General features: G+C 38.1%; 12 protein-coding genes, 1 other RNA gene and 1 riboswitch. Of the genes, 12 read left to right on the top strand and 1 reads right to left on the bottom strand.

Features of this window, described 5'->3' with window-relative positions; translation table 11 throughout:
- The first annotated feature begins 188 nt into the window (after positions 1–188).
- The 12 genes from ACIQZI_RS06395 to ACIQZI_RS06450 all read left to right on the top strand — a co-directional run bounded on the left by ACIQZI_RS06395 (position 189) and on the right by ACIQZI_RS06450 (position 13,664).
- Positions 189–2,453 carry a DEAD/DEAH box helicase gene (locus ACIQZI_RS06395; RefSeq protein WP_062178727.1) on the top strand — a complete coding sequence of 755 codons (2,265 nt, stop codon included), beginning with the start codon at positions 189–191 and terminating at the stop codon, positions 2,451–2,453.
- 215 nt (positions 2,454–2,668) lie between these two features.
- Positions 2,669–3,955, top strand: a complete 1,287-nt coding sequence (locus ACIQZI_RS06400; RefSeq protein ID WP_403070671.1) for a ribonuclease H-like domain-containing protein — start codon at positions 2,669–2,671, stop codon at positions 3,953–3,955.
- Between the two features lie 310 nt (positions 3,956–4,265).
- Positions 4,266–4,754, top strand: coding sequence for a CotD family spore coat protein (locus tag ACIQZI_RS06405; RefSeq protein WP_403070674.1), 489 nt, complete (start codon positions 4,266–4,268; stop codon positions 4,752–4,754).
- A gap of 119 nt (positions 4,755–4,873) precedes the next feature.
- Positions 4,874–5,419, top strand: coding sequence for an SLOG family protein (locus tag ACIQZI_RS06410; protein ID WP_062178731.1), 546 nt, complete (start codon positions 4,874–4,876; stop codon positions 5,417–5,419).
- Between the two features lie 130 nt (positions 5,420–5,549).
- Positions 5,550–5,861, top strand: a complete 312-nt coding sequence (gene gpsB, locus ACIQZI_RS06415; RefSeq protein WP_062178733.1) for a cell division regulator GpsB — start codon at positions 5,550–5,552, stop codon at positions 5,859–5,861.
- Positions 5,862–6,043: 182 nt separating this feature from the next.
- Positions 6,044–6,437, top strand: an RNA gene (gene rnpB, locus ACIQZI_RS06420) — RNase P RNA component class B.
- 284 nt (positions 6,438–6,721) lie between these two features.
- A complete protein-coding gene (locus tag ACIQZI_RS06425; protein WP_403070679.1) occupies positions 6,722–6,958 on the top strand; it encodes an EAL domain-containing protein in 237 nt (78 codons plus the stop codon).
- Positions 6,959–7,118: 160 nt separating this feature from the next.
- The gene (locus ACIQZI_RS06430) at positions 7,119–8,258 is read left to right on the top strand and encodes a THUMP domain-containing class I SAM-dependent RNA methyltransferase (RefSeq protein ID WP_403070682.1); all 1,140 of its coding nucleotides are present in this window, start codon (positions 7,119–7,121) and stop codon (positions 8,256–8,258) included.
- Between the two features lie 461 nt (positions 8,259–8,719).
- Positions 8,720–8,920, top strand: coding sequence for a cold-shock protein (locus ACIQZI_RS06435; protein WP_028391509.1), 201 nt, complete (start codon positions 8,720–8,722; stop codon positions 8,918–8,920).
- A 459-nt stretch (positions 8,921–9,379) separates the two neighbouring features.
- Positions 9,380–11,296 (top strand): ATP-dependent DNA helicase, encoded by a 1,917-nt coding sequence (locus ACIQZI_RS06440; protein ID WP_403070686.1) that lies wholly within the window; start codon positions 9,380–9,382, stop codon positions 11,294–11,296.
- Positions 11,297–11,488: 192 nt separating this feature from the next.
- Positions 11,489–11,590: riboswitch (purine riboswitch) on the top strand.
- 174 nt (positions 11,591–11,764) lie between these two features.
- Positions 11,765–12,361, top strand: a complete 597-nt coding sequence (locus ACIQZI_RS06445; RefSeq protein WP_403070689.1) for a xanthine phosphoribosyltransferase — start codon at positions 11,765–11,767, stop codon at positions 12,359–12,361.
- Positions 12,354–13,664 (top strand): nucleobase:cation symporter-2 family protein, encoded by a 1,311-nt coding sequence (locus ACIQZI_RS06450; protein ID WP_403070692.1) that lies wholly within the window; start codon positions 12,354–12,356, stop codon positions 13,662–13,664. Before ACIQZI_RS06445 ends, ACIQZI_RS06450 begins: the two co-directional genes overlap by 8 nt.
- 608 nt (positions 13,665–14,272) lie before the next feature.
- Here the strand turns inward: ACIQZI_RS06450 and ACIQZI_RS06455 are convergent.
- Complete coding sequence (locus tag ACIQZI_RS06455; RefSeq protein ID WP_062178749.1) at positions 14,273–14,725, bottom strand: chemotaxis protein CheX; 453 nt, start codon at positions 14,723–14,725, stop codon at positions 14,273–14,275.
- Positions 14,726–14,811 lie beyond the last annotated feature (86 nt).

The following is a 14,811-nucleotide window of genomic DNA, read 5'->3' on the forward strand; positions in this document are numbered from 1 at the left end:
CAAAGGAAGTGTTACTTAAGGATAGCGATCATATGGGAATGTTTGAATATCTGGTGACATTATCCTCCAATATTCTCAATTTTACCTAATTAAGTCGCCGTTTGAAATCTTATTCCATTTAAAGGGAATGAGATTTTCCTTTTGTATAGAACGTTTATTCGGTAATATAGAAGGATGGGGTGGTCTTTATGAAACTGAGAAAAAATTTACAAGAAATCATGGCTGAATTAAAAAGCAGTGAAGAATATAAGCATAATATTGCCCACTGGCATACGATTGAGGCGAAATTAGCAAAATCAGCACCATTTCCAGCTCGTATGCATGAATTGCTGCAAGCTGCATTAGTAAAACGAGGAATTCAAAGTCTGTATACACACCAAGCAACAGCTTTTGATGTAGCGGTTGAAGGGGGAAGCTTAGTCGCTATCACTCCTACCGCTTCTGGTAAAACACTTTGTTACAATCTGCCTGTTTTGCAATCCATTCTTGAAAATGAAAAAACGCGTGCGCTTTATATTTTTCCAACGAAGGCACTTAGTTATGATCAAAAGAGTGAACTCCATGAAATGATTAACGAAATGGATGCTGCAATTAATAGCTATACGTATGATGGGGATACACCTTCAAACATCCGTCAAAAAATCCGGCAAGCAGGGCATATTGTTATTACGAATCCTGATATGCTACATTCTGGGATATTGCCGCACCATACAAAGTGGGTATCTCTGTTTGAAAATTTGAAATATGTCATCATCGATGAATTGCATATATATCGCGGTGTTTTTGGTAGTCATATGGCGAATGTGATTCGAAGACTAAAGCGAATTTGTGCATTTTATGGCAGTGATCCTTTGTTTATTTGTACGTCGGCGACCATTGCCAACCCACTTGAACTTGCCGAGGAATTGACGGGAAAAGAAATGAAGCTCGTCGATAATAATGGGGCTCCGAGCGGAAGAAAACATTTTGTTTTTTATAATCCTCCAGTTGTCAATAAACCATTAAATATTAGAAGAAGTGTGGTACTTGAAGCGAGAACGCTTGCTCTTGAGTTCCTTTCGAATAAAATACAAACAATCGTGTTTGCAAAAAGCCGTGTCCGAGTAGAGATTTTATTAACCTATTTGCAAGAGCTAGTGGCGAAACAGCTAGGACCAAAATCGATTCGTGGATATCGCGGTGGCTATCTACCAAAGCAGCGACGAGAGATAGAAAGAGGACTGCGAGACGGATCCATTTACGGAGTTGTCAGTACAAATGCATTAGAACTTGGGGTGGATATTGGACAATTACAAGTGTGTATTATGAACGGTTATCCTGGTTCGATTGCAAGTGCCTGGCAACAAGCGGGGAGGGCAGGAAGACGACACGGTGAAGCACTGATCATCATGGTTGCAAGCTCAAACGCCCTTGATCAGTATATCGTTCAACATCCTGAGTACTTTTTCACGAGAAACCCCGAAACGGCACGTATTAATCCTGATAATCTCGTCATTCTTGTTGATCATTTGAAATGTGCCGCGTATGAACTTCCATTTAAAAAAGGAGATTTATTTGGTAAGAATGACGTTTTGGATGTGTTGGAATTTTTAACGGAAGAGAGAGTGCTTCATCAAAACGGCGACAAATGGTATTGGATGAATGATGCTTTTCCAGCCCACAATATTAGTCTACGATCTGCTTCACAGGAAAATGTTGTCATCATTGATCAAACAGAATCTCCTAATCATCAAGTCATCGGTGAAATGGATACGTTTAGTGCTATGACATTGCTTCATGATGAAGCGATTTATTTACACCAGGGTACTCAATATCAGGTGGAAAAACTTGATTGGGAGGAAAAGAAGGCATATGTACGTGAAGTGAATGTTGATTATTATACAGATGCCAATCTTGCTGTACAGCTTTCAGTATTAGAAATTGATAAGGAAAAGTCATTTGCACAAACAGAAGCGACTTATGGTGATGTATCAGTCAGAGCGATGGCAACCATTTTCAAAAAGATTAAATTTGAAACGCATGAAAACATTGGCTCAGGGCCGATTACGCTACCAGAATCTGAACTGCATACAAATGGTGCCATGTTATCGATCCATCATGATGCATTTGACTGGGATGAAAATCGAATGGAACAAGGCCTGATTGGTGCATCACACGCATTAAATTTTATGGTCCCGCTATTTGTCATGTGCGACCCGAATGATATTCACGTATATCCACAAGTAAAAGCAGCCCATAATGAAAAACCGACCATTTTTATCTATGATAAATACCCTGGTGGTGTCGGTTTAAGTGACAAGGTCTATCAAAATGCCGAGACGATCCTTAAAGAAACACAAGAGATGATTGAACGTTGCCTTTGTGAAAATGGCTGCCCATCATGCATCGGAACAGACACGGCATCATCCTCTGCTAAAAGAGATGCTGTGAATGTGTTGAAAATATTCCGTTAAAGAGGTTGTTCAAAAAGTCCGATAAAAAAGTTTGCGAATTGTGTTATCGCGTATTTTTGACCTTCTGTTAAGATCGCGCATGTCCTGTGCAAGTCTGGTCCCAAACGTTAGTGCATACGCGAAAGGTCCTTGAGATGCGCTCGCAGAACTTCTCGGCTCTTTTTATCCTTATTTTTGAATACGCATTTAAATGTTGTAAATAGAGGTGCTTCTAATTGTCATTAAAAAATAAATTAAATCGCATGAAGACACATATGGATTTACAGGTTTCCGAGAAAAAAGCAAGTTCAGTTGAAGTCACTAAAAAGCAGCTTCATGAAAAAAGTAATGGTCATCTAGAGCTGCCGTTTGCTGAAAAATGGCGGCAATTCGATACGTTACCATATAAGTTTGATGGCTCTTATTGTTGGATAAGAGAGGTTCGATATCCCATTGAGATGAAACATGGTCACTATTCGATTGCAGACTTACACACAGTCATGGATCTGTGGAAGAAAAGTGGATTGAGTCATCCGTTAACTGCTTCAGGAATCGGAATAGAGGATTTGTTTTTCTTTGATACAGAAACAACGGGCCTTGGTGGTGGAGTTGGGAATACCATTTTCATCTTGGGGTATGCAAGCTTTGAAAAAGATGAAGTTGTAGTTCGGCAACATATTTTGCCCCAGCCTGGCGCTGAGATCCCGCTGTACCAGAGTTTCTTAGAAAAGGTGAATTATGAAACGCTTGTTACGTATAATGGCAAATCATTTGATTGGCCTCAATTGAAAACAAGACATAGGCTCATCCAACAACATGTACCGAACTTACCAGAATTCGGACATTTTGACTTATATCACGCCTCAAGAAGACTTTGGAAACGCAAATTAGAAAGAGTGAAACTATCGATTGTCGAAACTGAAATTCTAAAGTTTAAGAGAGAAAATGATATCCCAGGCTATTTAGCACCGATGATTTATTTTGATTATGTCGAACGCCAAGATCCAGAAATATTATTTGGTGTTCTAAAGCATAATGAATGGGATGTCCTTTCTTTAATCACTCTGTATATTCATCTTTCACGGCAAATTCTCCAAGTTGATGGATATGGGGATGAGTCACTCGAGATCGCGCGTTGGCTCCAGTATCTTGGGAAAAAAGAGGAGGCAAATACAGCATTTGAACTTGTGGTCAAAGGAGGTTCTGAGGATGAAATACTACTTGCCAAACAGGCACTCGGCTTTGCAAAAAAGAAAAATAAAAATTTTAATGAAGCGTATTTGATATGGAAAGAGGTTTTTGAGAAAGGGAATGGCATGTTGAAAGTTGAAGCCGGTATTGAATGTGCGAAATTGCTAGAACACCAATTTAAGGATTATGAACAAGCAAAAAAATATACAGAAGATGCGATGGATACACTTACAGGTTTATCTAAAGATAAAGATTCTTTGATCGTCAATGAGTTGACGAAGCGTCTGTTACGACTGCAGAGGAAATTACAGGTTGATTCGAATATCCTTTAAAGAGGAAAGTGATAAAAATTTCCTGATTTTATATGATAAGAAATAATTGTGGCAACCTGTTAAAACATGTAATATTGAATGCGGATGATAAGTCCTAAAATATAATAAATGAGGTCGTACGGGTAATGTACAAAGCAATTTTATTTTTGTTTTTCGTTGTCTTATGTTTAACTGCATTTTTATTTTCTACTTTTGGAGATACGTTCTATACCTTTTTATTATAAATTAGGTTTTTGACTAGTACATGAAACCCCTTTTTATCATAGTCTGTAATTGAAAGCGATACTTTGATGAAAGGGGACATAAAAAAATGATGGAATATTCTAATAAGCAATTCGACTATCATAAAACAGTGGTAGGTGCAAAACACGGATGTGGTCACAAAGTAATGGGCGCACATACAGGTCCTGCATATTCTCCAGCAGTTATGGGTGCTGCAGTTGGCCCAGCACCAACTCCAGCACCTTATCCTTATGTTGGTGGTGCCCAGATGGGACCGGGTTATCCAGCTCCTGGATATGGAGGAGGTCCAGTAATGCCGACAAATGTTGCGCCAGCTCAAGTATCACCAACAACAAACACGGTCAATACCAATGTAATGAAGACGATTGTACCTCATATCCACCCGTCTCATAATACAACGGTTAACAAACATGTATTTCAGCATCAACATTATTTTCCTCATACCAATTCAGTAGTCAATGAATGCTATAATCAGCAATCAATTTGTAGTGGACCGCCACCATTTCCGCCATGTAATCCATGTTGTGGACCAAGACCAAGACCATTCGGTTTTTAACAAATAAGAACAAGGGCCTATACTTGCCCTTGTTTCTTTTTAATATAATAAGGAAGATGAGTGCTGAGAACAAGAAAGATGGTATACTAAATAATAGTATCAATAATGGGGAGAATAAAATGAAAGTTCTATACATAACAGGCTATAAGGCCTATGAATATGGTATTTTCAAAAAAGATCATCCAGGTATAAAATATATAAAGAAAGTACTAAAGCAGCGATTAACATCATTCATTGAAGAAGGATTGGAATGGGTCATTATTTCTGGACAGCTTGGAACAGAGCTTTGGGCAGCAGAAGTCGTTTTTGAATGTCAGCAGGAATATGCTGTAAAGCTTGCGGTGATTACGCCATACTTAAACCAAGAAGAGTCATGGAACGAAGAAAATCGTGAATTTTATCAATCGATTTTAGCGAAAGCTGATCTGGTCGAATCCATTTATAAAAGTCCATATGAAGGTCCAAGTCAATTAAAAATGAAAAATGTCTTTATGGTTCGCAAAAGTGATGGTATGATGATAATTTATGATGAAGAAAAAGAGGGATCGCCTAAGTTTGCAATGGCTGAAGCGAAGAAGTATAGGCTAGACTATGATTATTCGATCTTCCCCATCACATTTGATGATCTCGAACAAGCAGCTACGGAAGAGCAGTGGTCTGATTAATGCCTGTAGCTTTTTTATCCCGCATTAACGGGCAGTGCCCCCGCTGATTAAAGTTTCATTGACAAATTAAGTTTTTTTTGAAAAAATAAATGAAAAGTCGATGTATGGAGAAAGTGTAGAGGTGAGTCTTATGCTATCTGATAAGATAAAATTGACTGGAAAAGAGATTTTGGAAAAAGATTTCAAAACGGCAATGCGCGGATATAAACCTGAAGATGTGGATCAGTTCTTAGATGTTGTCATTAAGGATTATGAAGCATTCTATCAGGAAATTGAAGATTTAAAACAAGAAAATCTAAAACTGCGAAAACAATCTGAAGAACAAGTTAAGCGCCAGAGTCAAACAAACACTGGGCCTATGCCGGGAACAACGAACTTCGATATTCTTAAAAGATTATCGAACTTGGAAAAGCATGTATTCGGCAGCAAACTATATGATTGATTAAAATGCTGTTAACTTTGATTGTTGACTCTATTTTGTGAAAATCAGTTTTTTAAGATTTGGAGCTTGAGTAAGGTTGGAAAATCAATATAACATCCCCATTTTGTATCATTACCCAACAAGAGTAATATTTCTACTTGCTATCTAGAAAAGATTCATGTATAATAAATTCTTGTGTAATGACGTTCGGGTAATTGCTGCAGTTTTTAAAACTGTAGAGGAAAGTCCATGCTCGCACAGACTGAGATGTTTGTAGTGTTCGTGCCTGGCGAAAAAATAAGCCACGGCAGCAGGTGTATCCTGCTGACGGCCGGGAAAATGCCTAAGTCCTTTTTAGGATATGGCATGAATACCTATAAAAGTGCCACAGTGACGTAGCCTTTTCAGAAATGAAAAGGGTGGAACGCGGTAAACCCCACGAGCGAGAAACCCAAATTAATGGTAGGGGCGCTTTCTTCCTTGGAAATGAACGAGGAGAAGGACAGAGGCTGTTGTCTCTGTAGATAGATGATTACCACCTAAGTACGAGATGAATAATCGCTTGCAGTACTACGGTACAAAACATGGCTTACAGGACGTTATCATACAAAACAAAACTCTCCTTATTTAATGAGGAGAGTTTTGTTTTGTCTAGGCTACGCTTTTTTGAAAGTTATTCAATTCATGTTTAATTGTTACAATCTAAACTGAATGACTTGTAACTCATGGAAATGAAATTCGTTTTTGTATGTTCTAATATCAAACATCCACGAGATACTGTATACTTTGCTAGTGAATTGATAAAAGTGGTAAGGGGCTCTTTTTTTACAATCAAGATATTTCCACAACGACAAGTGTAGGAATCGAATGATCTCCGTTTGGTGGAACTAATAGGGGAACACTGCTTAAGGATATCAAAATGGAAAGAAACTATTCGTAAATTAGTGACATTGAAACAAGTAGGCATTAAACTAACTATTGATGACTTTGGAAAAGGGGTATTCGTCGTTAATCTCTTTAAGTCGCTTCCGATTGACACGTTGAGAAGGGACCAAAGATTCATCTGTCATTTACATATGTATCGCGATGATACCTCTGCTGTAAACACATTCTTATGATAATCATAGCCTTAATGTAATAGGATTGATGAATGTGTAAAATAAGAAAAATGTACGATAATTCAAAGATATTATATCTCAAGGTCAATTCTTCTAGGTGGATTGAAAAATTCATCAGAAAGTTGGATCTTGAGTTGTTAATAGGAAAGCTGGTGTAAAGATGAAACAATTTGATATTATTGCCACTTCGGCAATGGGGCTTGAGGCTGTTGTAGCAAAGGAAGTCCGCTCCCTCGGTTATGAGTGTGAAGTTGAGAATGGAAAAATTATGTACAAAGGTGATGCGTCTGCGATTGCAAGATCGAACTTATGGCTCCGAAGTGCAGATCGAATCAAAATTAAAATTGGCGAATTTAAGGCGACCACTTTTGATCAATTATTTGAAAAAACAAAAGCGTTGAACTGGGAAGATTATCTCCCCGAAGATGCAGAATTTCCTGTAAGCGGAAAATCTGTTAAATCCACTTTGTTTAGTGTGTCAGATTGTCAAGCAATTGTAAAAAAAGCAATTGTTGATCGAATGAAAAAGCATTATAAAAAAACAACATGGTTTGAGGAAAATGGTGCACTGTTTAAAATTGAAGTATCGATCCTGAAAGATATCGTTACACTAAGTATGGATACGAGCGGTCCTGGACTGCATCGACGAGGATACCGGACAGACCAAGGTGAAGCGCCATTGAAGGAAACACTTGCTGCGGCGCTCGTGATGCTGACTAATTGGTATCCTGACAAGCCGTTTATTGACCCGTTTTGTGGTTCTGGAACCATTCCGATCGAAGCAGCTTTAATCGGTCAAAATATCGCTCCAGGCTTCAATCGGGACTTTGTTTCAGAAAGCTGGAATTGGTTTGATAAAAAAGTGTGGGATGCAGCAAGAGTGGAAGCGGAGGATCTTGCGAAATACGATCAACCACTTGATATAGAAGGATATGATATTGATCACCGTATGATTGAAATCGCCCAGGCTAATAGCTTTGAAGCTGGCTTTGGTGATATAATTTCTTTTAAGCAAATGCAAGTAAGTGATCTAACAACGCGCAAGGAATATGGAGTGATTGTCGGAAACCCTCCATATGGAGAACGTTTGGGTGAAAAAGAACAGGTTGAAGAAATTTACAGAGGGATGGGTCAAGCGTTTTACAAGCTTGATACATGGTCTATTTATATGATTACTTCCCATCCGGAATTCGAAACGTACTACGGAAAACAAGCAACGAAAAAACGCAAGCTGTTTAATGGCTTTATACGAACCGATTATTATCAATATTGGGGGAAACGCCCACCTCGTAAAGATTGATGTTAATCAGATAAAGATAAGCAGTACCGCAAATAACGGAGTACTATTTGTCTTGACCACATTATTTTCGGTTTGAGGATGTGTAGCATAGGTTTATTATGAATAGTCTGCAGGCTAGTGCCTGTGGGCTCTTTTTATTCAATGCTAATGGTTAGTTAAACTGTGATAAATATAGCTTCCATATTGATCTTCCTGTACATATAGCAAAAGCTATTGCGAATATGAAAGAACGATTAGAATTGTACAAAGGCTTTTTAAGATTATCCAAAGGAAGTTGATTCTGGTGAACGAGTACTTATTTTCTGCTTATGCTTGCTTTTATTAGGACTATCTGTTATTCTAATAAAGAATTATTTTTGTTCGATATGAAAGAAATAGCTGTTGTATGACACATTATCTTCATTATCATCAGGGCAAGGATAGTAATACACTGTGTGCTATCACACTAGGAGGCAACAACAATGGAACAAGGTAAAGTAAAATGGTTTAACGCAGAAAAAGGATTTGGATTTATCGAACGTGAAGGCGGAGACGACGTATTCGTACATTTCTCAGCTATTCAAGGAGAAGGCTTCAAATCTCTTGATGAAGGTCAAGAAGTTACTTTCGAAGTAGAACAAGGTCAACGTGGACCCCAAGCTACTAACGTAAACAAAGCATAATAAGATTAATCATATATAAACAGGCTCCCTTTCTTGGGGGCCTGTTTTCATCTGGAATGAACTATCTTTTTAGCTGAAATGCTACCATGTTGCCTTAGTAATATCTTGACGGTCAACGAGAAATAAAGGATAATGTAATTTTGCTGATAAAGTAAATTTTAACCACCATGATGTACGTAGAATCCCCTGTTGGTTCGTTACGAATCATATAAAGTGAAACTTCAATTAGTGGGGGGCTTCATCCTCCCATCGACGCTTCTTCGATTCCTCTAAGCCTTGAGGTAGGGGCCTTACTGCCCGTTAAAGCGGGATAAATGAACAGAAATTTCACAAATGAAAACTTCAACCATCATGAACATGGAACGAATAGATGAAGATTATTCTTAAATATAAACATAAAATGTCTAGCTATGGCACCTTAACCAAGGCGCTTGCGCTTTTCTTATTAGGAGGAAATTGATGATCCAGTCGCTGCCTTTTCCGATAACGAAAGAAGATTCATTTTACGATAAGCTTTCTGAGTGGATAGGGGATGTTTTTTATGACATCTTACCAGAAAAAGGCTTTGAATTAAGAGATGAACAAATTTTTATGGCTTTTCAATTAGAAAAAGCTTTTAAAGAAAAACAAGTGATGTTCGCTGAAGCAGGAGTAGGGACTGGAAAGACACTAGCTTACTTGCTTTATGCAATCTGTTATGCGCGCTATACGAATAAACCGGCGATCATTTCTTGTGCTGATGAAACACTCATCGAGCAATTGGTGAAAGAAGAAGGGGATATACAGAAAATTAAAGAATCCCTTGGATTAACAGTTGATGTTCGCTTAGCAAAATATCATGATCAATACCTATGTCTTAAAAAGTTGGAACATGCTGTTAATACAGTGGATTCAGAAGGAATTGATCAGGTTTATGACTCTCTTCCTAAATTCGTACATGGTAATGAGTCAATGTCTGCATATACGGCATATGGCGATCGAAAGCAATACCCATACCTAAATGATGAAGAATGGTCACAGGTAGGCTGGGATCAGCTGCAAAATTGTTTTACCTGTGATGTGAGACATCGCTGTGGTCAGACGCTTTCACGTGACCATTATCGTAAATCAAGCGATTTAATCATTTGTTCCCATGATTTCTTTATGGAGCATATTTGGACAAAAGAAAAGCGAAAGCGTGAAGGACAGCTACCGTTATTACCTGAATACAGCTGTGTCGTATTTGATGAAGGACATTTATTGGAGTACTCTGCTCAAAAAGCACTCACATATAAAATAGGTGAAGCGACTTTAGCTACCGTTCTAGAGTCCCTAGTTGCGAATGAAGTTCGCGAAGAAACGCTTTATATGATAGAAGATTTAATCGATATGAGTGAAAATTTCTTTGCGGTCCTACATGAACAATCGGTCCCTGTTACCGGTTCAAACCGCTCTGAAATACCAGCATCGAACGAAATTCATTCATTAGCCGTTAAGCTTCATAAGAAAGTAGAAGAACTTGAAGAAAGTCTCGTATTTGAAGCAGAGCTTTATACAATTAATGAATATGATTTGAAGGTGACGGAAGAGTATTTAGAGCAATTGAACTATTCCCTTTCGTTATTTGTCAAAAATGAACAAGCGATCACATGGTTTGAGCAAACTGAAAATAGTAAAACATTGGTCATCATGCCAAGGCTTGTTCAAGAAATTCTGTCTGAAGAAGTGTTCACGAAGAAAATTCCTTATATTTTCTCGTCAGCAACTCTATCAAATGACGGTTCATTTGATTATATTGCAGACAGTTTAGGGATTAAAAACTCTAGTCATTTTTCAGTTTCTTCCCCATTTGAATATGATGAAGTGATGGATATTAAGTTGCCTGTTTTTTCAACAGATGACGCTGATGCTAAGCTAACTTATACTCTTAACAGTATCAAAGAAACAGAAGGTAGGACATTAGTCCTTTTCCAATCAAAAGAAGAGCTTCAGTGGTTTAAAAGACAGGCTGTATCCTCTCCTTATTCTTTCTATTTTGAAGGGGATGTAGAAATTAGCGAGCTGGTAAAGAAATTTCAAGAGGAGGAAACTTCTGTTCTGTTCTCTTACCATTTGTGGGAAGGTTTAGATGTACCAGGAGATTCACTAAAGAATGTCATTATCTTTTCGCTACCGTTCCCGCCACATGATCCTGTATTTCAGGCGAAACGTGATGCTTGTGCTAATCCTTTTGAACAAGTAGACTTACCGTATATGCTTTTACGCTTGAGACAAGGCATGGGCCGATTAATTCGTACAAGCGAAGATTCAGGTACTGTTCATATCCTTACTGAGAAAAGTCTTTCAAGATCAACTCTTGATAAAGTCATCGCTGTTTTACCAACATCATTAAAGTGAATAATCGTACAAAACGAATATGGTAACAGATGATTGTTCAAATGATAAACATAAAGCTAGTTAGATTGTGGGCAAATATCTTTCGGAGATTTTATAGATAAAATGTGAAGGTTTTGCGGTATTCAATTATTAACAAAAAGAAGAAAAAAAGTTCTGTTCAAATCGAATGACACCTGATATAATTTTATTACAATAATAATATTCAGTTACACTCATATAATAGCAGGGATATGGCCTGCAAGTTTCTACCGGATTACCATAAATGATCTGACTATGAGTGAGTCATATATACTTGATGCTAATCATGCAGGCCGGTACTATTTGTATGTTTACCTGTCCATGTAATGCCCAAGAATGATTGTCTCACTCTACTATTTGGAGTCAGGTAATGATCCTTGGGTTTTTTTATATTCTAAAATAACAAGGGTAATGAGTGAAAAGATCATGATGAATTGGGGGAGTATACACATGCAACTACTGAAAACGAAAATCCTAGAAGAAGGACAAGCATTATCCGAGAGCATACTGAAAGTCGATTCTTTTTTAAACCATAGAATGGATCCCGTTCTAATGCACGAAATGGGGAAAGAATTTAAACGTAGATTTCAAGATGAAAAGATAGATGTTGTCCTTACCATCGAATCATCCGGGATTGGTCTTGGTGTGATGGCTGCCCTTGAGCTTTCTGTTCCAATGATTTTCGCTAGAAAGCGCAAATCGGTGACGTTAACTGATGATCTCATTACAGCAAATGTATATTCTTTTACCAAAAAAGAAGCAAATGAAATCGCCGTATCCAATAAGTTTATTGGTAGCGGGGACAGAGTGTTAATCATTGACGATTTCCTTGCGAATGGGCAGGCGGCTTTAGGATTAATGGAAATTTGTCATAAAGTGAATGCCACTGTAGTAGGAATCGGAATTGTGATTGAAAAAGCCTTTCAAGATGGTGGTGAAAAATTACGAAAACAAGGCGTACGTGTTGAATCCCTTGCAAAGATCGAAGCACTTAGTCTAGGAGAGATTACATTTGTAGAAGAGCCGGAGGGTGCAATCCATGAGTAATCATCCGCTTAAAACGGCGTCGCTAGGAATTCAGCATGTCTTAGCCATGTATGCGGGTGCTGTTATTGTGCCTCTGATCGTTGGTGGCGCATTAGGATTAAGCGTAGAACAATTAACCTATCTTGTATCGATTGATATCTTCATGTGTGGAATTGCGACCATTTTACAAGTTTGGACAAATCGCTTTTTTGGAATCGGCCTGCCTGTAGTACTCGGCTGTACCTTTACCGCAGTTGGCCCGATGATCGCAATCGGTGGACAATATGGTATCACGTCCATCTATGGATCGATTCTTGTTTCGGGTCTTGTTGTGATGCTAATAGGGAAATCATTCGGAAAACTTGCTCGTTTCTTTCCGCCGCTTGTGACTGGCTCTGTCGTTTTGATTATTGGAATCACACTTATACCTGTAGCGATGAATAACCTAGCTGGAGGACAAGGAGCTAAAGATTTCGGGTCGTTAGAAAATGTGCTACTTGGATTTGGTACACTTCTATTGATTATCATTTTGTATAAATTTTTTACTGGATTCATACGATCTATTTCTATATTAATCGGTTTGCTGGTTGGAACAGTAGCTGCTTCGTTTTTCGGAAAAGTTGATTTTTCACCAGTTGCAGATGCATCAATTTTTCATATGCCGCATTTATTTTATTTCGGGATGCCAACTTTTAATATACCAGCTATTTTAACAATGATACTAGTCGCGATTGTAAGTTTAGTTGAGTCAACTGGCGTTTATTATGCATTAGGTGATATTACAAATCGAAAAATCAGTCAAGCTGATTTAACGAAAGGATATCGTGCAGAGGGGCTAGCGATTGTGTTAGGTGGCCTATTCAATGCATTTCCTTATACCGCGTTTTCCCAAAATGTAGGGCTCGTCCAGTTATCTGGTGTGAAAAGTAAGAATGTAATCTATACTGTAGGGGTCATGTTAGTTGTGATCGGGCTAGTTCCGAAAATGGGAGCTCTAACAACAGTAATTCCTACATCTGTACTTGGCGGTGCCATGATTGCCATGTTTGGAATGGTGATCGCTGCAGGCATAAAAATGCTGAGCCAAGTTGACTTTGCAAGACAAGAGAATTTATTGGTTATTGCTTGCTCCGTGGGCTTGGGGCTTGGGGTCACTGTCGTCCCAGACGTTTTCTTGAAATTACCGGAAAGCTTGCAGATCCTTACAAGCAATGGAATTGTAGCAGGAAGTATATCGGCCATTTTCCTTAATATCTTATTTAACATGATTCCTTCTAAACGAAGTATTAGTAATCCTATAGTGCTTGAGCAGAAGGCATCTTAACCCACAGGGTAAAAGATGAAGAAGAGGCTGTTTCAATGGTAATCTCATTGAAACAGCCTTTTTATATGCAATAATAAAGTGAAATGGAAACAGTTAACCACCTCATTCATATCTTATAAGAATAAGTATACGAAAGAGAGTGGAGTATGTGGAAAAGAAATATTGCAAACACTGCAGAACATTGTTAACCGTAGAATCAATTTGCGATCATTGTGGAAGAAATGAATTTCAAGATATCATTATTGAAGTGCAAAAGCAATCTCGTAGATTTAACTCGGAAAATCAGCTTTAGACATGCATGAATGATAGTTTGCACAAGTGAGTGACTTCGACCGTTACTTGCTTTTTTTGTATGAGGGACATGGGGACGGGGCTTCGCTACTTACTGATATAATCAACCTATTTATCGGATTTACTGATTTTACCTTAGAGAAAACATCCAAAATCCGGCTTCGCACCGCCACCATTGAGATTAGGTGAGTGTAGTGTGCTTCATGATACGTCCTTCATAGTAAATGGCGGCGTTTTAACGCCATATTTGTTTTGTAAAAAAATACAGACGAAATCAATAATCGTCTGTAATCATTCATTCTATTTACGAAATGACATTATGATTCAATCATTAATAGAATGTGGATTTCTTGATCAGCCTCAATCGTTATGGACAAATGTATGGCTTTTTCAAATCCATATAGTTTAGTTTCGCCGACTAACACTGTTGGCGGGGAGATATCCATTACGATATTGTCAACCGTAAGTTGGGTAGCTAAATTTCCAGCAATCATATTCCCAAGCTCTGCAGCAAAGGATTCTAGCATTTCTCCTTCTAACGTCATGCCGAACATCGTTTCACCAATCCGGCCAATTGCGTCTTGATTACCTTCGATTAGTAACCTTCCACGGACATCGCCAGTCATACCTATTAAGACCCCAATACCGTTTTGTAGAAATGGTTCATTAATTAATAATGGTTTGCTCATTTCGAGATTGAGGGGAATAATCGTCTTTACTGCTTGAATGGTCCCATTTAAAACGCCTGAAATCTGTGTGGTAACACTCATTCTATTACCTCCATAAAACAATATAATTAATCATACCACTTTATTGGGTATTTGGGACTGGTAATTTTAGAAAAGAACGAAAATTT

Source organism: Peribacillus sp. NPDC096379 (genome assembly GCF_044762875.1).
In the GTDB taxonomy this organism is placed as follows: Bacteria; Bacillota; Bacilli; order Bacillales; family DSM-1321; genus Peribacillus.